The sequence below is a fragment of the Ruegeria sp. C11 genome, assembly GCF_056537725.1.
Map to the genome: position 1 here is coordinate 369,981 of NZ_JBQFSB010000001.1, position 18,627 is coordinate 388,607.

22 protein-coding genes are annotated in these 18,627 nt (G+C 57.8%); 10 read left to right on the forward strand and 12 right to left on the reverse strand.

Annotated features, from left to right (window positions below):
- Positions 1–5 precede the first annotated feature (5 nt).
- The gene (locus ACR0NA_RS01875; RefSeq protein WP_480725632.1) at positions 6–548 is read right to left on the reverse strand and encodes a hypothetical protein; all 543 of its coding nucleotides are present in this window, start codon (positions 546–548) and stop codon (positions 6–8) included.
- A gap of 202 nt (positions 549–750) precedes the next feature.
- On the opposite strand from ACR0NA_RS01875, the gene ACR0NA_RS01880 reads away from it, so the two are divergent.
- Entirely contained in the window at positions 751–1,965 is a 1,215-nt protein-coding gene (locus ACR0NA_RS01880) for a bifunctional alpha/beta hydrolase/OsmC family protein (protein ID WP_480725634.1), read from the forward strand.
- A gap of 22 nt (positions 1,966–1,987) precedes the next feature.
- Here ACR0NA_RS01880 and ACR0NA_RS01885 read toward each other — a convergent pair whose 3' ends face one another.
- The 4 genes from ACR0NA_RS01885 to ACR0NA_RS01900 form a co-directional block, all read right to left on the reverse strand.
- Complete coding sequence (locus tag ACR0NA_RS01885) at positions 1,988–2,329, reverse strand: hypothetical protein (RefSeq protein ID WP_480725636.1); 342 nt, start codon at positions 2,327–2,329, stop codon at positions 1,988–1,990.
- 10 nt (positions 2,330–2,339) lie between these two features.
- The gene (locus ACR0NA_RS01890) at positions 2,340–2,900 is read right to left on the reverse strand and encodes a hypothetical protein (RefSeq protein ID WP_480725638.1); all 561 of its coding nucleotides are present in this window, start codon (positions 2,898–2,900) and stop codon (positions 2,340–2,342) included.
- Between the two features lie 104 nt (positions 2,901–3,004).
- Positions 3,005–3,433: a DUF6314 family protein gene (locus ACR0NA_RS01895; protein ID WP_480725640.1), complete on the reverse strand. Its 429-nt coding sequence runs from the start codon at positions 3,431–3,433 to the stop codon at positions 3,005–3,007.
- Entirely contained in the window at positions 3,430–3,762 is a 333-nt protein-coding gene (locus tag ACR0NA_RS01900; protein WP_480725642.1) for a hypothetical protein, read from the reverse strand. The genes ACR0NA_RS01895 and ACR0NA_RS01900 overlap by 4 nt, the downstream gene beginning before the upstream one ends.
- Positions 3,763–3,850: 88 nt before the next feature.
- Here ACR0NA_RS01900 and purB point away from each other — a divergent pair, with 88 nt between their 5' ends.
- From purB to ACR0NA_RS01930, 6 genes are all read left to right on the forward strand, one after another.
- A complete protein-coding gene (gene purB / locus ACR0NA_RS01905) occupies positions 3,851–5,155 on the forward strand; it encodes an adenylosuccinate lyase (RefSeq protein ID WP_480725645.1) in 1,305 nt (434 codons plus the stop codon).
- A gap of 120 nt (positions 5,156–5,275) precedes the next feature.
- On the forward strand, positions 5,276–5,431 hold the full coding sequence (locus ACR0NA_RS01910) for a chitin-binding domain-containing protein (protein ID WP_480725648.1): 156 nt from the start codon (positions 5,276–5,278) through the stop codon (positions 5,429–5,431).
- A gap of 105 nt (positions 5,432–5,536) precedes the next feature.
- On the forward strand, positions 5,537–6,085 hold the full coding sequence (locus ACR0NA_RS01915) for a tetratricopeptide repeat protein (protein ID WP_480725649.1): 549 nt from the start codon (positions 5,537–5,539) through the stop codon (positions 6,083–6,085).
- A gap of 123 nt (positions 6,086–6,208) precedes the next feature.
- Positions 6,209–7,255, forward strand: coding sequence for a flagellar motor switch protein FliG (locus ACR0NA_RS01920; RefSeq protein ID WP_480725989.1), 1,047 nt, complete (start codon positions 6,209–6,211; stop codon positions 7,253–7,255).
- A 139-nt stretch (positions 7,256–7,394) separates the two neighbouring features.
- A complete protein-coding gene (locus tag ACR0NA_RS01925; RefSeq protein ID WP_480725652.1) occupies positions 7,395–8,249 on the forward strand; it encodes a DMT family transporter in 855 nt (284 codons plus the stop codon).
- Between the two features lie 9 nt (positions 8,250–8,258).
- The gene (locus tag ACR0NA_RS01930; protein ID WP_480725654.1) at positions 8,259–9,182 is read left to right on the forward strand and encodes a lysophospholipid acyltransferase family protein; all 924 of its coding nucleotides are present in this window, start codon (positions 8,259–8,261) and stop codon (positions 9,180–9,182) included.
- On the opposite strand, the gene ACR0NA_RS01935 is transcribed toward ACR0NA_RS01930, so the two are convergent.
- The gene (locus ACR0NA_RS01935; protein ID WP_480725657.1) at positions 9,183–9,884 is read right to left on the reverse strand and encodes a DUF1223 domain-containing protein; all 702 of its coding nucleotides are present in this window, start codon (positions 9,882–9,884) and stop codon (positions 9,183–9,185) included.
- 225 nt (positions 9,885–10,109) lie between these two features.
- On the opposite strand from ACR0NA_RS01935, the gene acnA reads away from it, so the two are divergent.
- From acnA to ACR0NA_RS01950, 3 genes are all read left to right on the forward strand, one after another.
- Positions 10,110–12,800, forward strand: a complete 2,691-nt coding sequence (acnA, locus tag ACR0NA_RS01940) for an aconitate hydratase AcnA (RefSeq protein WP_480725659.1) — start codon at positions 10,110–10,112, stop codon at positions 12,798–12,800.
- A gap of 143 nt (positions 12,801–12,943) precedes the next feature.
- The gene (locus ACR0NA_RS01945) at positions 12,944–13,645 is read left to right on the forward strand and encodes an SDR family NAD(P)-dependent oxidoreductase (protein ID WP_480725662.1); all 702 of its coding nucleotides are present in this window, start codon (positions 12,944–12,946) and stop codon (positions 13,643–13,645) included.
- Positions 13,646–13,753: 108 nt separating this feature from the next.
- Positions 13,754–15,256 carry a BCCT family transporter gene (locus tag ACR0NA_RS01950; RefSeq protein ID WP_480725664.1) on the forward strand — a complete coding sequence of 501 codons (1,503 nt, stop codon included), beginning with the start codon at positions 13,754–13,756 and terminating at the stop codon, positions 15,254–15,256.
- A gap of 72 nt (positions 15,257–15,328) precedes the next feature.
- On the opposite strand, the gene ACR0NA_RS01955 is transcribed toward ACR0NA_RS01950, so the two are convergent.
- The 6 genes from ACR0NA_RS01955 to ACR0NA_RS01980 all read right to left on the reverse strand — a co-directional run bounded on the left by ACR0NA_RS01955 (position 15,329) and on the right by ACR0NA_RS01980 (position 18,616).
- Positions 15,329–15,874 carry a DsbE family thiol:disulfide interchange protein gene (locus ACR0NA_RS01955; RefSeq protein WP_480725667.1) on the reverse strand — a complete coding sequence of 182 codons (546 nt, stop codon included), beginning with the start codon at positions 15,872–15,874 and terminating at the stop codon, positions 15,329–15,331.
- Entirely contained in the window at positions 15,867–16,025 is a 159-nt protein-coding gene (gene ccmD, locus ACR0NA_RS01960) for a heme exporter protein CcmD (protein WP_480449929.1), read from the reverse strand. The genes ACR0NA_RS01955 and ccmD overlap by 8 nt, the downstream gene beginning before the upstream one ends.
- The gene (locus ACR0NA_RS01965; protein WP_170651835.1) at positions 16,022–16,795 is read right to left on the reverse strand and encodes a heme ABC transporter permease; all 774 of its coding nucleotides are present in this window, start codon (positions 16,793–16,795) and stop codon (positions 16,022–16,024) included. Before ACR0NA_RS01965 ends, ccmD begins: the two co-directional genes overlap by 4 nt.
- Before the next feature lie 61 nt (positions 16,796–16,856).
- Entirely contained in the window at positions 16,857–17,513 is a 657-nt protein-coding gene (gene ccmB, locus ACR0NA_RS01970) for a heme exporter protein CcmB (RefSeq protein WP_480725670.1), read from the reverse strand.
- A complete protein-coding gene (ccmA, locus tag ACR0NA_RS01975) occupies positions 17,510–18,124 on the reverse strand; it encodes a heme ABC exporter ATP-binding protein CcmA (RefSeq protein WP_170651831.1) in 615 nt (204 codons plus the stop codon). The genes ccmB and ccmA overlap by 4 nt, the downstream gene beginning before the upstream one ends.
- Before the next feature lie 138 nt (positions 18,125–18,262).
- On the reverse strand, positions 18,263–18,616 hold the full coding sequence (locus ACR0NA_RS01980; protein WP_480725672.1) for an Mth938-like domain-containing protein: 354 nt from the start codon (positions 18,614–18,616) through the stop codon (positions 18,263–18,265).
- Positions 18,617–18,627 lie beyond the last annotated feature (11 nt).

The following is an 18,627-nucleotide window of genomic DNA, read 5'->3' on the forward strand; positions in this document are numbered from 1 at the left end:
AACCCTCATACCCCTTTACAAAATCTGGCAAGCTCTTCGTTTTGAGCTAATTGCTTTGTGAAACCTTCGATTGCCATGGATCGGGCGCGCGTCTCGGCGTCTGGGCCTTTTCCGGAACCCGCCAGCCGGATTCTGTGAACGCTGTCCCCAGCGTTCAGCGCAACCTCGCCTGTCAACACAACTGTGTCGAAGGTGGATGTGCTTTGTTCAGCCGGTGTGTGTGTTTCTTCGGCAACCAGATCTTTGATTACCACGCCCCGGCATCTTTGACCGGCCAAAACCTCGGCCACACGCTCACTCAGATCGGCGGCAAGTTCGGTCAACGGATCGACCGGGACTGGCGCGACGACTGGTTGTCCGTTGCTATCGCCCTTTACACCAATGCCAATTCCGGCTTCGTCGATCACAGGCTTTTGCGGAAACAAAGGAATATCAAGCCAGTTTAAAATCGTTCCTGCCGAGACAATCGACCCCAGGATGGCGCTTGTCACAATGACACCGTGACTGAATTTCCGATCCTCAGGCTTTTTCTGATCATCGCCGGTCATAAAAACAAATCGCCCGCAAACACTCGAAGTAACTAAATTTCTCAGCATAGCTTGTCACACGAAAAGCCACCCGGCAACTGTTGCGCCCAAAACCACCTTGGAAATGAACGCTATCTGTAACCTCCGCGTGATCGTCCTGACACAAAGGTTGAGCCGTGCCGATACCTGCCCCACTGTACGTTTATCCACCAAGGACAGAGACATGCCCACAGAACGAATTTCATTTGCTGGACACGATGGCGGCCAACTGGCGGCCCGGTTTGACATGCCGGACGGCCCGGTTCTGGCAACCGCGCTGTTTGCGCATTGCTTTACCTGTTCCAAGGACATTCCCGCCGCCCGCCGTATCTCTGCGCGACTCGCGGCAATGGGAATTGCCGTTTTGCGGTTTGATTTCACGGGATTGGGCCATTCAGAAGGCGAATTCGCCAACACGACGTTCACATCGAATGTTGAGGATCTGATTGCAGCAGCACAGTACCTTGCTGGCAGAAATCTGGCTCCTGCCTTGCTGGTTGGCCATTCGCTTGGCGGGGCAGCGGTTTTGCGGGCACGGGCCGGTATCCCCTCGGTCAAGGCAGTTGTTACCCTTGGCGCCCCTGCCGACCCCGGCCATGTTACGCATCACTTCGAAAAGGCGATCCCGCAGATCGAGACCGAGGGCTCTGCCGAGGTCATGCTTGGCGGTCGACCGTTCCGCGTTGGCAAGGCATTTGTAAACGACATTTCAGAAACCGCGCTAACGCCTGCCATTGCAGAGTTGAAGGCGGCCCTGCTGGTACTGCACGCCCCGCGCGACGAGACCGTCAGCATTGACAATGCCAGCACGATCTTTCTAGCAGCGAAACACCCAAAAAGCTTTGTCACGCTTGATGACGCCGATCATCTGATCACGCGCAGCGCCGACGCAGATTACGCTGCCGAAGTAATCGCCGCCTGGGTATCGCGATATGTAAAGCTGTCGCCACCTGCCCCGCCCCCTGGTGCACCGGAAGGTGTCGTGCGTGTGACCGAGGCCGACCCCAACGGATTCCTTCAAGACGTACAATCGGGGCCGAAACACCACGTCGTTGCGGATGAGCCTATTTCGTACGGTGGAACCAATCAGGGCATGTCACCATATGGTTTTGTATCGGCCGGACTGGGGGCCTGCACCTCGATGACAATCCGCATGTACGCGCGGCGCAAAGGCTGGCCCCTGCATGGTGTCAGCGTCGATGTCTGTCACAACAAGGTGCATGCACAGGATGCGGGTCTGGTTGGAGAAAACAAGATTGACCATTTCCGTCGCAAAATCAGGCTGACTGGTCCTTTGGACGATACGCAAAAAGCCAAGTTGCTTGAAATCGCCGACAAGTGCCCGGTTCACCGGACACTTGAAGCAACCGCACATGTAACAACTGAGCTACTCAGCTAAATATGCCGCCGCTATCCGCCGGTTACCCCCGTCTGGGTGCGGGCCGGTGGATAGGAGGACGCGCCGCAGGTGGCCGCGCGACCGGTGGCCTTGGCCGTGCCGGAGGCTTGGAAATCGGCGGTTTGGTATGCGGTGGATTAGGCCGGTTGGGGCGATCGGGGCGGTTCGGGCGGTCCGGACGATCAACGTCAATATCCACATCGCGATGGTAATAGTCGTTCCAAAGCATTGAGTCATAGAACGGATCATAATACCCGGTCCCCACCCCTACCCCTACGCTTACACCGTCGCAGCCGGTCAGGATCATGGCCCCGCCGCCGAGCCCGAGAACAAGGGTTGCCCGTTTCAGTAGTTTACGCGCCATTTCACCCTCCTCAGTTCGCGGCCCGGAATGACGCGAACACGGCGTTCAGGTCATTCACGAATTCCGGGTTGGCATCATCGCGCATTACCGTCACCGCCACCGCTACGCGGTTTCGCGGCAGATCGATGACCGTAGCGGTGAAATTCACCCCGCGCCCATCACGCCGCCCAGTGCCCCGGACAACCCGGGCTGGCAGACCACCGATCCTCACGTTGGAGTCACTGGAAATCTGAGGGTCCTTTACAAGAAACTTGTCGATATCAGCGAGGTAGCCAAATCCACCATCGATCGTTGCCACACCTGCCGGTGAGACAAAGCCCATCCAGACGCTGTCGTCGGAAACCGGGCGTATCCCCATCACCCGACTGACCGCTCGCGGATCCTCCAGTTCGGTGTCTTCGATCTCGCGAATACCACCGGTACGCAGCAGCCAGAAATCAGGAACGTCGAACCGGAACAGGGCCCGGCCTGCATCAGAATAGGTCACCGGAGTGTCTGCAAATGCGGGAAATGACGTGCCCAGAACAAGGGCCGCAATCGCGGCCAGAGAAGACTTTGATAACAAGCGCATATCTAAATAGCCTAATGATTGATCCGGCCCAGATTGGACAAAACGAACAAGGCTTGTCCAGTACTACTGGCCAATCGACAAGTTTTTCAGGTGCGGGAACCCAGTCAGCGCATGCAAAACGAATAACGGGTGTGCATTGTGTAGGATTTGTCTGGTCCGGATACCATCCAGCGAACCGACCATTGAGGCCACTGGGAAAAGTCGTAACTTGCGTGGTATTTGTCGGGCGGGCAGTCGTGGTGGTCGTTGATACGCATTTGCCCAAGCGCCAGCCGGTGAAAATATCGTCCATCCTCGAAATGAACGGCAATCCGGTCCTGATCGGTGCGCCACAAATATTTGCGCGTTCCCCTGATCGCGGGTTGTCCGGGTATATGCAGCGTAACCGCTTCGCGGTAGCAAAGCCCCTCTTCATCCGGCGCCCACTCGGCAGTGCCCTCAGCATGCAGCGTCTGTGCGGTCTTTGCATCCTGGATAACTCGACTCAGCCGCCACTGGCCTTGAAAATCAAACAGGCTGGCTGGTCTAATCACTTAGAATAAACACCTTCGGTAATGTCACCGCCTGATCCGACAAACCGGATCACATCCCCCTGCCGTTCCACCGTATAGCAGGCCCACAAATCCGACGGCGGCCAGATCGAGCAATACTGATCATCCCGCACCGCCCATTGGCCAGAGCTGGGCCCACCCGAAAAATACTGGGTATACATCGATGCATCAAAAGTCTGGGATGCACCGTTGTTGTATTCCAGCCTCTGCCCTGAAAGCGCATCAAATATCTCGGCGCCAGTCAGGGTTTCGAACTCTTCCGCCGCCAGAACGCCCGGCAAAACCGCAAAAATCAGGGCAAACAGTCTCATCCCTACTCTCCTGCCTTGTCCGTTGGGTCACACGAGTCTATGACCCGCGCCAACGCCTCATGCCAATCACAAAAAGGTGCTGCTGCCAATGATCCCCCGCTATTCCCGCCCCGAGATGGTCGCCATTTGGTCGCCAGAAACCAAATTCCGCATCTGGTATGAAATCGAGGCGCACGCTTGCGACGCCATGGCCGATCTGGGTGTCATCCCGCGCGAGAATGCCGAGGCCGTCTGGAAGGCCAAAGATGTCGAGTTCGACGTGGCCCGCATTGATGAGATCGAGGCCGTTACCAAGCACGACGTCATCGCGTTCCTGACCCATCTGGCCGAACATGTCGGCAGTGACGAGGCACGTTTTGTGCATCAGGGCATGACCAGCTCGGACGTTCTGGACACTTGCTTCAATGTTCAGCTGACCCGCGCTGCCGACATTCTGATCGCCGACATGGAAGGTCTGCTGACCGCCCTGAAGCGCCGCGCATACGAACACAAGGATACCATCCGCATCGGTCGCAGCCACGGTATCCATGCCGAGCCAACCACGATGGGTCTGACATTTGCCCGCTTCTATGCCGAAATGGACCGCAACCTGAACCGTCTGAAAAAGGCACGGATGGAGATTGCAACCGGCGCGATCAGCGGCGCGGTTGGCACCTTTGCCAATATCGACCCCCGCGTCGAAGAACATGTCTGCGAAAAACTGGGGCTGGAGCCGGAGCCGATCAGCACGCAGGTTATCCCGCGCGACCGCCATGCAGCATTCTTTGCCGCCCTCGGCGTTGTTGCCTCTTCGATCGAAAACGTCGCCATCGAAATCCGCCACATGCAGCGGACCGAGGTATTGGAAGCTGAAGAGTTCTTCTCGAAAGGTCAAAAGGGTTCGTCGGCCATGCCGCACAAACGTAACCCTGTTCTGACCGAAAACCTGACCGGCCTCGCCCGGCTGGTGCGCATGGCAGTAGTTCCGGCGATGGAAAACGTGGCACTCTGGCACGAGCGTGACATCAGCCACAGTTCGGTCGAGCGCAATATCGGCCCCGACGCCACCATCACGCTGGACTTTGCACTGGCGCGCCTGACCAGCGTGATCGACAAGCTGGTCGTCTATCCCGACAACATGATCGCCAACATGAACAAGTTCCGCGGTCTGGTCATGTCGCAGCGGGTTCTGCTGGCCCTGACACAGGCCGGCGTCAGCCGCGAAGACGCCTATCGCCTGGTTCAGCGCAATGCCATGAAGGTCTGGGAAGAAGGTAAGGACTTTAAAACCGAACTGCTGGGCGATGCCGAAGTAACCGCAGCTCTGAGCGTCGAAGAAATCGAAGAAAAATTCGACCTCGGCTATCACACCAAACACGTGGATACGATTTTCTCTCGTGTTTTTGGCAACTAAGCCAGATCTTCTCAGGTAAAATGACATCGACCGGGCCGCGATTGAGGGCCCGGTCTTTGCTTTTGCCCGACTCGCGGAAAATCTCTATACTGGATGCAGCATTCAGACAGGAGAACCGCGATGACCATCAGGACGCTTCTCTGCTCGTTGATACTGGGGCTGACCGCCTCGGCGGCATTGGCTTGCAGCTCACATCAGAAACAGGCCCAGTCCTGTATTCCCGGCACGATCTGGGACAGCGAAAGCCAAAGCTGCGTAAAAGAGGCCAACAGCTGAACCGGACCTCACCGAACTTTGAAAAGAAGCGGGTCAATTGTGGCTCGCTTTTTCGCTGACCACGCTATGCTTTCTCAGGATGAGATTTTTTAACGGAGTGCTCAGATGCGCCTTTTGCTTGCGACTGCAATTGCCCTTCAGTCCTTTGCCTTTACCCCTCTTGCGGTTCACGCCGCCGGTAGTGCCGACAACAACCCACCGAAGCCAACCAAAACAACGCGCAAATGCCTGTTCGGGCGGGTTTGGGATGCGGGTGCCGGGAAATGCGTCAAACCGAACAAGACAAACTTTACCGATGACGAGCTGTATGACGCGGTGCGGGAACTGGCCTATGATGGGCAGTATGATCATGCACAGGATGTTCTGCGCGTCATGAGCAATCAGAATGATGATCGCGTGCTGACATACTGGGGCTTTACGTACCGCAAAATGGGCGAACTGGAGCTGGCGAATGTGTTCTATGAAAAAGCCATCGCCGCAAACCCCGACAACATTCTGGCCCGCAGCTACATGGCGCAAGGCTTTGTCACCGAAGGGAAAACCGATTTGGCCATTGCCCAGTGGCGCGAAATCAAGGCCCGTGGCGGCGAAGGGACTTGGGCCGAAACCTCGCTCCGCGAGGCGATCAGGACAGGGCTGACTTACAGCTATTGAACTTCAGGGTTTCTTTACCAGCCGCCGCATACTCTGCCTGCGCAACGTTCGGAATATTGGCAGCGCAGGCAGATGGCAAAAAACAATGCACTTGTTCAGATTTCTCCGGGTGATCCGACGCCTATGGCTGACCGGAACAACGAGCCCGCGGCGCTGATTCCCCGACAACTTTCGGGCCGAGAAAAGGCAGCCGTGGTTGTGCGGCTTTTGCTGAATGAGGGCGCTGATATCCCGCTGGAAGAATTGCCCGACGCATTGCAGGAACGGCTGACCCAACAGATGGGCCGTATGGGTTTGGTCGACAGGGCAACGCTCAGCTCCGTCGCACAGGAATTCGCCGAGGCGCTGGACAGTGTCGGCCTGTCCTTTCCGCATGGCCTTGCCGGGGCGTTGGACACGATGACCGGTAAGATTGCGCCCTCTACGGCGGCGCGCCTTCGCAAAGAAGCTGGTGTTCGGCAAATCGGCGATCCATGGCAGCGCATTCGCGAGTTAGAACCGGATGAGCTTGGCGGGATAGTTCAGGCAGAAAGCACCGAAGTTTCCGCCGTCATTCTGTCAAAACTGGACACCGCCAAGGCGGCACAGCTTTTGCAGCAGCTTCCCGGCCCGGTTGCCCGGCGCATTACGTTTGCAGTTTCCAAGACCGGCAATGTCACACCGGATGCCGTCGACAGAATCGGCTGGTCGCTGGCCTCGCAACTGGATCAAAGGCCGATACCCGCCTTCAAGGAAGCACCCGGTGCCCGCGTCGGTGCGATACTGAATAAGTCGCCGTCGGCAACACGCGATGGTCTGTTGAACGCACTTGACGAAGAAGATGCAGATTTCGCCGATTCCGTAAGGCGATCCATCTTTACCTTCGCACACATTCCGTCCCGCATCGTACCCCGTGACATCCCCGCCATTCTGCGCGCGGTCGATCAGATGGCTTTGGTGACAGCTCTGGCCGGAGCGATTGCGGAAGGCGACGCAAGAGCCGCCGAATTCATTCTGGCCAACATGTCGACGCGCATGGCCGACAACCTGCGGGAAGAGATCGGGGAACGCGGCAAGATCAAGCAGACCGATGCCGAACAAGCCATGGCCAGCATCGTTGGCGTCATTCGCGGGCTGGTCGACGAAGGCGCAATTGCCCTCGCCGAAGAAGAAGAGGAAGGGGCCGGTTAGTACGTTTCTGCCGGAATTTTCTCAATCCCGGATGATTGCGGATTTCATCGGTGTTACCGATGGACAGTCTGGGGTTAGTCAGAATAACTGACGTCATGATATTTGCATTTGCTCTCACAGCCTGCACTGATCGCTTTTCATGAGTGCAGCAGCCAACCGATCCATTGTATACATGGTTCTGGCCATCCTGTGCTTTACCCTGATGGATGCGTCAGTCAAAGCGCTGGTACCGCAGACCGGTGTCCTGTCCGCCCTGTGGGTTCGATACACGGGTCAGATGGCCGTTGTCATTGTTTTGGTTTTGCCGCGATTGCACCATGTGGTGCGAACGAATTATCCAATGCTGCAATTTCTACGATCACTACTGTTGATGGGCGCAACAGGTTTCTTTTTTCTGGGGCTCAGCTTAATTCCGCTGACCGATGCTTCAGCGCTTATGTCGATAAATCCGGTACTGATCACACTGGGTGCAGCCCTGTTTCTGGGTGAGCATCTGGGTCCGCGCCGCATTGCAGGGATCGTTTTTGCTGTCATCGGTGCGGCCATCATCCTGCGACCCGGTGCTGGTGTTTTTCAACCTGCTGCATTGTATCCCGTAGGGGCCGCAATTTGTTACTCGGCCTATGCCCTGCTGACCCGCCGCGTTGGACCTGACGAAGATCCATGGACGTCGCTTTTCTATACCGGGCTGGTTGGGACCGTGCTGCTAAGCATGATCGCACCCACGCAATGGCAGCACCCGACTGCATCAGGGTGGGTACTGATGGTTTGTGTGGCCGGATTTGGAACCATTGGCCAGATGATGCTCATCCGAGCTTTTAGTCTGGGCGAGGCTGCGATGCTGGCCCCATATGCCTATTCCGGACTTGCATTTGCCGCGATCTGGAGCGCGGTGTTCTTTCACGAGTATCCGGATATCTGGACGATATGCGGCACGCTTGTGATCGTCGGAGCGGGTCTGTATGTCTGGCACCGCGAAACGCAAACCCGGTGAGTATCCCCAATGCCCGTCGAAAAATCGGAACTGAGCCGCTTTGAGCTTGGCAAATACTATGTCGCAAATCTGTGCCTGAAGGGCGTGATTGGCGGGATGCGCCTATTGCCATACAGCCGGCGTATTGCCGCTATGGGTGCGATCATGCGAACACTCGCGCCTATTGTGGGCTTTAACAAACGGGTGCGTCGCAATCTGAAACTCACCTGCCCGGACCTGCCCGAGGCTGAGGTTGACCGCATCTGCCGGGCGGTGCCGGATAATGCTGGCCGCGCCATCATGGAGCACTTCTCGCCCGAGGGCTTCACCGAGCGACAGAGCAACGCCAAGATCTCGGGCCCCGGAATCAAGGCCTTCGACGAGGCCTGTGAAGCCGGAAAACCCATCATGATGATCACAGCGCATTTCGGGCACTATCTGGCTGCACGGGTTGCGCTGCAGGCCCGTAGTAGCAAGCCGATCGGCTGTCTTTATCGCAGGATGGCTAACCCCTATTTCAACGACATGTATGTCGATGCCTTTTACAAGACCGGCGAACCGATGTTCGAACAAGGCCGACGTGGCATGATGGAGATGGTTCGGTCACTCAAAAAGGGTGGGATCATCGCCATTGTTTCGGACCTGCATGCCCATGGCGGCGAGGAACTGACATTTTTCGGCAAACCGGCCGTGACTTCAGTGCTGAACGCGGAACTGGCCATCAAATACAAGGCGGTGATGATCCCGTGTTATGCCGTGCGTCAGCCAAACGGCATCGACTTTGAAATCGTCCTGCACGAGCCGGTGCCGCATACCGACGCCAGCACGATGACCCAGTTCACCAATGATGATCTTGAGGCCATGGTGCGCAAGAACATGGGCCAATGGTTCTGGATTCACCGCCGCTGGAAAGCGTGGGGCGGACTGGGTGTCCGGCCCGAGGATATGCCCTGATCATTCGGCCCGGGCAGCGGCAACAATCGGGCCATACCCTGCCTTCTGAACCAGAACCGCCGCAGGCAGTTCCGAGGCCAGCGTAGCCGACAATGTCAAAGGCTCGGCACCATTCCATTTTCCGACAGACTGCCAGGATTCCACGACATTGGCATAGTTCAGGTCATGACCAGCCAGCTCACCCCGTTTAATCGAGGCATGGCGCATCGGTGAGTATTGCACGACCTGAATGTCATACGCCCCATTCAAAGCTGCCAATGCCGGTTTCACCTCTATTACAAGGTCATTGCCCGCGCGGGCCACATCGATCTGTGCGGCGGGGCTATCCGCCAGATGCTTGGCAATCAGGCCCGACAGTTGCGCCGCTTTGGCCCCAACCACATCTTCCTGACCGTTGATGATCATCTGCGGCGTGTAGATCATGGTGCGTCCACCTTCGCGCGCATAGGCCCGTTGGCGCGTTGCATGGGACGGATCCGCATACTCGTCTTTCCAACCGATGTAGTCCCAGTAATCCACGTGCAGCGCGAGGCCGATCACATCCTCCCGTTTGGCGAGGTCATGCATCAAAGCATCCGCAGGCGGACAGGAGGAGCATCCCTGAGACGTAAACAACTCCACCACGACCGGGTTGTCACCCGCATTTGCGGACGACACGAAAAAGGCAGAAAGAAACAGGGCCGTAGCGCTTGACTTGAACATATTGAGTCTCGAATTGATGCTGTGCCACTCTGGTTTAAACACTCTGCGGTTCAACAGCCAATCAAGGTTTCTTGAAACCTTTGCAGCATAAATCGGCAGAAATGTGTGCAATGGTATACAAAAATTGCCGCACCCCGCCTCTTGGACCTTGAACCGCGCGCTTGGGTGATGCAGATACCCCTCAGCGAATCCCATATTCCACGTCATTTGAGAGGGAGGCCACAGATGCCCATCAAAGTCGGACAGGATACCGCCAAGACACGCCGCACCCTGAGCGTGAATGGCAAATCCATTTCCTATTACTCGATCCCCGCCGCGCAAGAAGCCGGTCTGGGCGATTTTTCCAAGCTTCCCGCCGCGCTGAAAGTGGTGCTGGAAAACATGCTGCGGTTCGAGGATGACGGATTCTCGGTCTCGGTCGACGACATCAAGGCCTTCGCCGAATGGGGCGACAAAGGTGGTAAGAACCCGCGCGAGATCGCCTATCGCCCGGCCCGCGTGCTGATGCAGGACTTTACCGGCGTTCCGGCAGTGGTCGATCTGGCTGCAATGCGCGACGGCATCAAGGCGCTGGGTGGCGACGCACAAAAGATCAACCCGCTGAACCCGGTTGACTTGGTCATCGACCACTCGGTCATGATCGACGAGTTCGGTAACCCGCGCGCGTTCCAGATGAACGTCGACCGCGAATACGAACGCAATATGGAGCGTTACCAGTTTCTGAAATGGGGTCAGGGTGCGTTCAACAACTTCCGCGTTGTGCCCCCCGGCACCGGTATCTGCCACCAGGTAAACTTGGAATATCTGGCACAGACCGTCTGGACCGACACCGACCAGAACGGGGATGAGGTCGCCTATCCCGATACGCTGGTCGGCACCGACAGCCATACCACCATGGTTAACGGCATGGCCGTTCTGGGCTGGGGTGTTGGCGGGATCGAGGCCGAGGCCGCGATGCTGGGTCAGCCGATCTCGATGCTGATCCCCGAGGTTGTGGGCTTTGAATTGACCGGTGATCTGGTCGAAGGCACCACCGGCACCGACCTTGTTCTGAAGGTCGTGGAAATGCTGCGCGAAAAAGGCGTGGTGGGTAAATTCGTCGAATTCTACGGCGAAGGTCTGGATCGTCTGCCGCTGGCCGACCGCGCAACCATCGCCAACATGGCTCCGGAATATGGCGCAACCTGTGGCTTCTTCCCGATCGACGGCGAGACGCTGCGCTATCTGCGCAACACTGGCCGTGACGAAGACCGTATCGCGCTGGTCGAAGCTTATGCCAAGGAAAACGGCTTCTGGCGTGACGCGGATTACGCACCGATCTACACCGACACACTGTCGCTGGACATGGGCACCATCGTTCCCGCGATCTCGGGTCCGAAACGTCCGCAAGACTATGTCGCACTGACCAACGCCAAGGCCGCCTTCACCAAGGAAATGGCCGAGACGTTCAAGCGTCCGATGGGCAAGGAAATCGCCGTCCAAGGCGAGGACTACACCATGGAATCGGGCAAGGTCGTGATCGCCTCGATCACCTCGTGCACCAACACCTCGAACCCTTACGTAATGATCGGCGCGGGTCTGGTGGCACGCAAGGCCGCTGCTCTGGGCCTGAACCGTCAGCCCTGGGTCAAAACCTCGCTGGCACCGGGATCGCAGGTTGTGTCCGCCTATCTTGAGGCTGCTGGCCTGCAGGAAGATTTGGACAAGATCGGCTTCAACCTCGTCGGTTACGGCTGCACCACCTGTATCGGCAACTCGGGTCCGATCCAGAAAGAACTGTCCGAGGCGATTGCCGAGGGCGATCTGGTCGCCACTTCGGTCCTGTCCGGCAACCGGAACTTCGAAGGCCGTATCTCGCCTGACGTGCGCGCCAACTATCTGGCGTCACCGCCGCTGGTTGTTGTCTATGCGCTGGCAGGCACCATGGATATCGACCTGACGTCCGAGCCAATCGGTCAGGACAAGGACGGCAATGATGTCTTCATGAAAGACATCTGGCCGACCCAACAGGAAGTGGCCGAACTGGTAGAGCAGACCGTGACGCGTGAAGCTTTCCAGTCGAAATATGCCGACGTGTTCAAAGGCGACGAGAAATGGCAGGCGGTTGAGACCACCGATGCCGAAACCTATGATTGGCCGCCGACATCGACTTACATCCAGAACCCGCCCTATTTCCAGGGTATGGGGCATGAGCCCGGCACCATTTCGAACATCGAAGGCGCCAAGGTTCTGGCGGTTCTGGGCGACATGGTGACCACCGACCATATCTCGCCCGCCGGTTCTTTTGCCACCACGACCCCTGCAGGCAAGTACCTGCTGGACCGTCAGGTGCAACCGCGCGAGTTCAACTCGTACGGCTCGCGCCGTGGCAACCACGAGGTCATGATGCGCGGCACCTTTGCCAACATCCGCATCAAGAACGAGATGCTGGATGGCGTTGAGGGCGGGTACACCAAAGGCCCCGATGGCGAACAGACCTCGATCTATGACGCGTCGATGGCCTATCAGGCCGAAGGCACGCCGCTGGTTGTGTTTGGTGGCGAGCAGTACGGCGCAGGGTCCTCGCGTGACTGGGCGGCCAAGGGTACTGCCCTGTTGGGGGTCAAGGCCGTGATCGCCGAAAGCTTTGAGCGTATCCACCGCTCGAACCTGGTTGGCATGGGCGTCATCCCGTTCGAGTTCACCGACGGCGATAACCGCAAGTCGCTGGGGCTGAAAGGGGATGAGACCGTCTCGATCCACGGCCTGGATACCATCCAACCGCTGCAGGAGGTGCCTTGCACCATCACATTCGGCAACGGTTCCGAAAAGACCATAACCCTGAAGTGCCGCATCGATACCGCGCCCGAGATCGAATACATCGAGAACGGCGGCGTGCTGCAATACGTTCTGCGGAACCTGGCAAAAGCAAGCTAAGCCACGGTTCTAGAATATCGAAAGGGCGTCCCCTGTGGGCGCCCTTTTCTTTTGTGAGGGTTTTTCGCTCGGTCCAAGGCGTCTTGAACAGAAGAAGTTGCCTTTTTGAGCGTTCCCGGCTCTGCTGTGCCAAGGAGGAGCGGATGGACAAAGTGGCATTGGTAACAGGTGGCGCGCGCGGGATCGGGCGGGCGATTGTCGAGGATCTGGCGCAGGATCACCGTGTTGCGTTTACATGGCGATCCACTGAACCAGCAGATATGGCGACCGGAACCGAATTGTTGCCACTGCAAGCGGATTTGACACAACCCGATCAGCCCGAAAAAGTCGTTTCGCAGGTCATTCGCCACTTTGGCAGGCTTGATGTGATTGTGAACAATGCAGGTCTGGTCGCGTCCACGCCCAAAGATGTCTTTGACGCGGATAATCACCGCGCGATTCTCGACCTCCACCTATTGGTTCCGGCCGCATTGCTGGCGGCGGCTCTGCCGCATCTGGAACCAGGAGCCGCTATTGTCAGTATCTCGTCCGTCAACGCCGTCCTGCCTCCGCGTGACGCAGTGACTTATGGTGCCAGCAAGGCCGCACTGAACCTGTGGACCCGCGGAATGGCGAAAGAACTTGGCCCGAGCGGCGTTCGCGTCAACGCTGTCGCACCAGGTGCGATTAACATCCCCGAAGCGCCGCGCCCGGACGATCTGACTGCGCTGTTTGTCAATGAGACCGCCCTCGGCCGGATCGGAGCGCCGCAAGATGTCGCCGGTGCTGTCCGGTTTCTGATCTCAGACGCCGCGTCTTTTGTAACAGGCGAAGTCCTTACGGTTTCGGGCGGGTATCGGCTGTAGTTGTATTTGTGGGACCCTGCTCAGGGGGTAAGCGCCTGTCGTTAGCTCTGGTAACGGTCCTGAAAACATTGCAATCTTCCGATATATCAACCAGGGATGGATATCCGGATGGCCAGGCCGAACGCACTGCTGATCTGCTCTCTTGCCGTCATTGCCGTCGTCGGGATTTGGGGCATCATTGACATCCAAGGGCTGGTGGCATGGGCCAGCGGCATCGTTCAGCAGACATTTCACAGCCGGGGCTGGTTTGTGATGCTGGCGGCCTCGGGGATGTTGATTGGATGTCTTGTTCTGGCGTTCTCCCCTTACGGAAACATCCGATTGGGACGGGATGATGAAGAACCCGAATTCTCGACCCCTTCATGGATCGCCATGTTGTTTTCGGCGGGAATGGGCGTGGGTCTGCTGTTTTGGGCAGTGGCTGAACCGCTGACGCATTATCGGTTCATTTCGGAAATGGCACCGGACTTTATCGCAGCCCAACAGGCAATGCTGGCAACCAATTTTCACTGGGGCCTGCATGCCTGGGCGATTTACGGCTCAACCGCGCTGACCATTGCCTATTTCAGCTTTCGCCGGGGCACCGGGATGCTGGTCAGCGCACCGATCAAAAGCTTGTTTCCCGGCGAGCGATGGGCCGACATTGTGGGATGGTGGTCCGATTTCATGGCGATCATCGCAATTGCAATCGGTGTGGGCGGATCGATGGCCATGGGCGTGTTTCAGGTGGCCGATGGTATAGCCGTCATGATGAATGTCGAAGTGGCCGGCGCCCTTTTGATCGGGGCAGTTTTTGTGGCAATGGTTGCAGCCTACCTGCCCGCGCTGATGATCGATCTGGGACAGGGTATGTCACGGCTGTCGAATGCGGCCATGCTGATTGCCATCGCCCTAGTGGCCTATACCATTGTTCTTGGCCCGACGGAGTATCTGTTGAACACCGTCGTGCAAGGCTTTGGCGACTATGTAACAAACGTCATTCCGCGCGGGTTCCAGACCTACACTTTTTTCGGTGATACAGTTGCCAAGTGGTTCAGCGACTGGACGCTGACCTATATGGTCTGGTGGATCGCATGGGGGCCGTTTGTGGGTGTCTTCGTCGCCCGCATCTCGCGCGGGCGCACGATCCGCGAGTTTGTGATCGGCGTATTGTTTGCGCCCACGTTGTTCTCGGTTCTGTGGTTTGGCGCCTTCGGCGGGATTGGTCTTTTCGAGGCTTTGAACGGTGCGGGTGAGTTACTGGCGATGTCTCAAACCAATATCGAGCGCGTCACTTTTGGCCTGCTGGAGCGACTGCCCCTGCCCTTTGTCACTACACTGGCCACAGTTCTGGCCGCATTTCTGTTCATTGTTACCAGCGTCGTGAGCGCGGCTTTTGTTCTGGGTACATTTTCAACGGCCGGTGATCCGAACCCGCCGCCTAAGGTCCGACTGATCTGGGGGGCTTTGCTGGGGCTGCTGAGCGTCGCAATGATCCTGTCGGGTTCGGTGGATTCGGTAAAAATCCTGATCTCGCTGGGCGCCCTACCCTTTGTGTTCATCTCGGTTCTTCTGATGGTTTGCCTGTTTCGCGGCCTGCGCGAGGAAGGAGCGTTCCATGCTGATCGGTGACCTGACGGATACCCTGATGAACCTGACGACATTTGCCTTTATCGGCGCAATGGTCTGGATCTGGCTGCGCCGTTAACCGGAATTGCCCGCAGCCTTTTCCAGCGCAGGGCGGATCGTGTTTTCGATGACGCGTTGGGTGACAGGCCCGGCAAAGCGCAGAATGATCGTGCCTTCGCCATCGATCACATAGGTCTCGGGGACACCGTAGACGCCCCAGTCAAGGCCGGTACGCCCACTCTCGTCCCGCCCGATCGCGCGATAGGGATCGCCCAGCTCCACCAGAAACGCGTCGGCATTGCCAAGCTTGTCTTTGTAATTGATGCCATAGATCGGAATGCCCTCTTTCGATAGGGCCTCAAGGTTGGGGTGCTCGGCGCGGCACGGCGCACACCAGCTTGCCCAGAAATTCACCAGCTTCACCTGACCATCGCGTAGCGTAGCGTCGTCAAAGTGCTGCTTTCCGGGAAATTCAGCCATAGCGACCGGCGGTGCGGGCTGACCTTCGCGCGCAGATGGCAAGGCGTTCGGATCCTCACGGAACATGCCGACCGCCGCCAAAAGGGCGAATGCGCCGAATAGCAATGGCGGAGCAAGCATCAATGGAGAAACTTTAGCCATGCCGGGTCATCCTTTGTTCGATCTTTTCCATTTCGGCGCGAACTTTGCGGCCGCGCAGGATGCTGAACGCAACAAGTGCGACAAGCAGCACGACTGACGCCCCATAGGCCGAAAGGACCGTATCGGCATATTTTCCAAGATCGGGGATCATGCGTTCACCCTTTCACGTGCCAACAGCGCCTTTATCCGCCGTGCGCGGATTTCGGTTCCGGTGCGGTAGAAGACCAGTGCAATGAACAGCAATACAAAACCAATGATGCACAGCAACAGCGGGTAAAAGTAGATATTGCTGACCTTTTCTTCGGTATCCGTTCCGGTAATCGCACCCGCCCGCATCACCGACGCCCCCTGATGTAACCCCTGATTCCAGAAGTTCACTGCATAGCGGCTGAGAATGGCAAAAACCGAACCAACAAGGCACAGGACCGATGTCAGATCGGCGGCGGTATCAGGATCTTCAATCGCTTCCCACAGGGCCATATAACCAAGATAGAACAGGAACAGGATCAGGAACGACGTCAGGCGCGGATCCCATTCCCACCAGGTTCCCCACATCGGCTGACCCCAGATCGCCCCGGTCACAAGTGCTATCAGGGTCATGACCACCCCTATCGGCGCTGCTGCCCGAGCCGCCAGTGCGCTGACGTGATGACGGCGCACCAGCCAGACCAGCGATGTGGCCAGCATCATCAGCCAGCAATTGATCGCCATCAGCGCCGCGGGCACATGCAGATAGATGATCTTTACGGTCGATCCCTGTTTGTAATCGTCCGGTGTGAAGAAAAAGCCCCAGACAAGTCCGACCACCAGACAGACAGCGGCGCTGATCCAGAAAAACGGCAGCACCCGCTCGGTCGTGGCGAGGAATTTTTTGGGATTGGCATATTCCCAGAGGGCATTGGCTTTGGTTGCGATTGACATGGGCCTTATCTAGTCCGAGTCGGCTGTGTTCTCAATTGACATCGGTCAACGTTGGCAAACGTCACCGAAGATTGATGCGCAGAACGGCTGCGCTGGCGAAGGGAAGCAAGGCGATGGTCGCGGCGGTAATGCCGGCCAGCATCAGCAGCGGTGTACCGGTCTCCATCCCCGTGGCGCCACGCCGGGCGACTTCGGCACCAAAGATCAGCGTTGGAACATACAGGGGTAGCACCAGCAACGACAGCAGCAGACCGCCGCGTTTCAGACCAACTGTCAGCGCCGCCCCGAAAGTGCCAATGACACTGAGCGCGGGGGTGCCGACCACCAGTGAAACGACAAGCCAAAAGAAACCCGGTGTAGGCAGATTTAGCAGAACGCCCAGCACCGGCGCAGCCAGAACCAGAGGCAGACCGGTTGTGATCCAGTGCGCAAACGCCTTGATCGTCACAACCGATTCCAACGGCAGCGGCGCGGTGGCCAGCAGATCAAGCGATCCATCCTCCCAATCCAGCGCCAGCAGGCGGTCGAGGGACAAAAGGCAGGCCAGAAGCGCGCCCAGCCACAACACACCCGGCGCGATAGTGGAAAGAAGCGACGATTGCGGACCGACAGAAAATGGCACCAGAACGGTCACGATCAGAAAAAAGGCCAGACCAAGTCCAAAGCCACCGCCTGCACGGAAGGACAGTTTCAGGTCGCGCAACAACAGGGCGATCACAGGAAACCTCCGTCGAAATCGTCGATGGGTTTGGGTTTGGCCTTGTTGGGCCCTACGTCCAACACCTCACCATCCAGTCCCAGATCGATGTGGGTCGCAATCAGGGCTGAACCGCCCTGCTCCAGATGCCGGCGCACGGCATTCGCAAACATGGCAACCGCGTTGCGATCCAGCGACACGGTGGGTTCATCCAGCATCCAGATGGGGCGGCCAGTGACCAGCATCCGCGCCAACCCCAGACGCCGCTTTTGCCCGGCCGAGAGGTTGCCCGCGTGCCTGTCCGCAAGATCGTTCAGTTCAAAGGCATCCAAAGCAGGCTGAATATCGCCCGCACCGAAGACCGAGGCCCAGAACGCGAGGTTCTCGGTAACAGTCAGCGTCGGTTTCAGCCCGTCCGAATGGGCGGCGTAGGCGATGCGGTCCTCCGCGCCTTCGATTTGACCGGAAAGCGGGGGTTGCAGACCGGCCAGCGTGCGCAGCAACGTTGTTTTACCTATGCCATTCGGCCCCCTAAGAATCAGTGCCTTTCCCGCCAAAAGCGTAAAATGCAGCCCTTCAAGCACCGGAATGCCACCGCGGGTGATCGACAGGTTGGTTACGGTCAGTGTCATGGGTCCCGCTTATCCCATTGCCGTCAGGGGCAAAAGGCGGGAATTGCCGCATGGCCCTGGTGTCGTGCATTTGGAAGCGTGCGAGGGGCCAGCCCCTCGCGCTCCCCGGAGTATTTCCGGCCAGATGAAAGGGATGACCTAAACAGGTATCAGGGCTAGCGCGACGCGGCGGCCTTCGGCCAGAAGCACGTTATAGGTACGGCAGGCAGCGGGGGAATTCATGATTTCGACGCCCAGCCCTGCGTCCTCGAGAGCTGTCCGGAGGGTGGCGGGAATGTGTGCCATCTCAGCGCCGGTGCCCACAAACAACACATCCACCTGCCCCGCAAGATCCAGCAGTTGTCTGTCATCGGCGTAGCCGCCCCATGCCGTTGTTCCGGTCGGACCGGTGATAACCGCGCCTTGATGTACCTGACCACCGATGCGAAAAAAGCCGGGTCCGTAGCCGTCAATTGGTTTGGCGTCCGAATATGTAACTTCGTTGAGGCGCATCGTGGTTCTTC

Coding starts and splice junctions, on each gene's coding strand:
- ACR0NA_RS01875 (WP_480725632.1), bottom strand. CDS start 548: ATGACCGGCGATGATCAGAAAAAGCCTGAGGATCGGAAATTCAGTCAC.
- ACR0NA_RS01880 (WP_480725634.1), top strand. CDS start 751: ATGCCCACAGAACGAATTTCATTTGCTGGACACGATGGCGGCCAACTG.
- ACR0NA_RS01885 (WP_480725636.1), bottom strand. CDS start 2,329: ATGGCGCGTAAACTACTGAAACGGGCAACCCTTGTTCTCGGGCTCGGC.
- ACR0NA_RS01890 (WP_480725638.1), bottom strand. CDS start 2,900: ATGCGCTTGTTATCAAAGTCTTCTCTGGCCGCGATTGCGGCCCTTGTT.
- ACR0NA_RS01900 (WP_480725642.1), bottom strand. CDS start 3,762: ATGAGACTGTTTGCCCTGATTTTTGCGGTTTTGCCGGGCGTTCTGGCG.
- purB (WP_480725645.1), top strand. CDS start 3,851: ATGATCCCCCGCTATTCCCGCCCCGAGATGGTCGCCATTTGGTCGCCA.
- ACR0NA_RS01910 (WP_480725648.1), top strand. CDS start 5,276: ATGACCATCAGGACGCTTCTCTGCTCGTTGATACTGGGGCTGACCGCC.
- ACR0NA_RS01915 (WP_480725649.1), top strand. CDS start 5,537: ATGCGCCTTTTGCTTGCGACTGCAATTGCCCTTCAGTCCTTTGCCTTT.
- ACR0NA_RS01920 (WP_480725989.1), top strand. CDS start 6,209: ATGGCTGACCGGAACAACGAGCCCGCGGCGCTGATTCCCCGACAACTT.
- ACR0NA_RS01925 (WP_480725652.1), top strand. CDS start 7,395: ATGAGTGCAGCAGCCAACCGATCCATTGTATACATGGTTCTGGCCATC.
- ACR0NA_RS01930 (WP_480725654.1), top strand. CDS start 8,259: ATGCCCGTCGAAAAATCGGAACTGAGCCGCTTTGAGCTTGGCAAATAC.
- ACR0NA_RS01935 (WP_480725657.1), bottom strand. CDS start 9,884: ATGTTCAAGTCAAGCGCTACGGCCCTGTTTCTTTCTGCCTTTTTCGTG.
- acnA (WP_480725659.1), top strand. CDS start 10,110: ATGCCCATCAAAGTCGGACAGGATACCGCCAAGACACGCCGCACCCTG.
- ACR0NA_RS01945 (WP_480725662.1), top strand. CDS start 12,944: ATGGACAAAGTGGCATTGGTAACAGGTGGCGCGCGCGGGATCGGGCGG.
- ACR0NA_RS01950 (WP_480725664.1), top strand. CDS start 13,754: ATGGCCAGGCCGAACGCACTGCTGATCTGCTCTCTTGCCGTCATTGCC.
- ACR0NA_RS01955 (WP_480725667.1), bottom strand. CDS start 15,874: ATGGCTAAAGTTTCTCCATTGATGCTTGCTCCGCCATTGCTATTCGGC.
- ccmD (WP_480449929.1), bottom strand. CDS start 16,025: ATGATCCCCGATCTTGGAAAATATGCCGATACGGTCCTTTCGGCCTAT.
- ACR0NA_RS01965 (WP_170651835.1), bottom strand. CDS start 16,795: ATGTCAATCGCAACCAAAGCCAATGCCCTCTGGGAATATGCCAATCCC.
- ccmA (WP_170651831.1), bottom strand. CDS start 18,124: ATGACACTGACCGTAACCAACCTGTCGATCACCCGCGGTGGCATTCCG.
- ACR0NA_RS01980 (WP_480725672.1), bottom strand. CDS start 18,616: ATGCGCCTCAACGAAGTTACATATTCGGACGCCAAACCAATTGACGGC.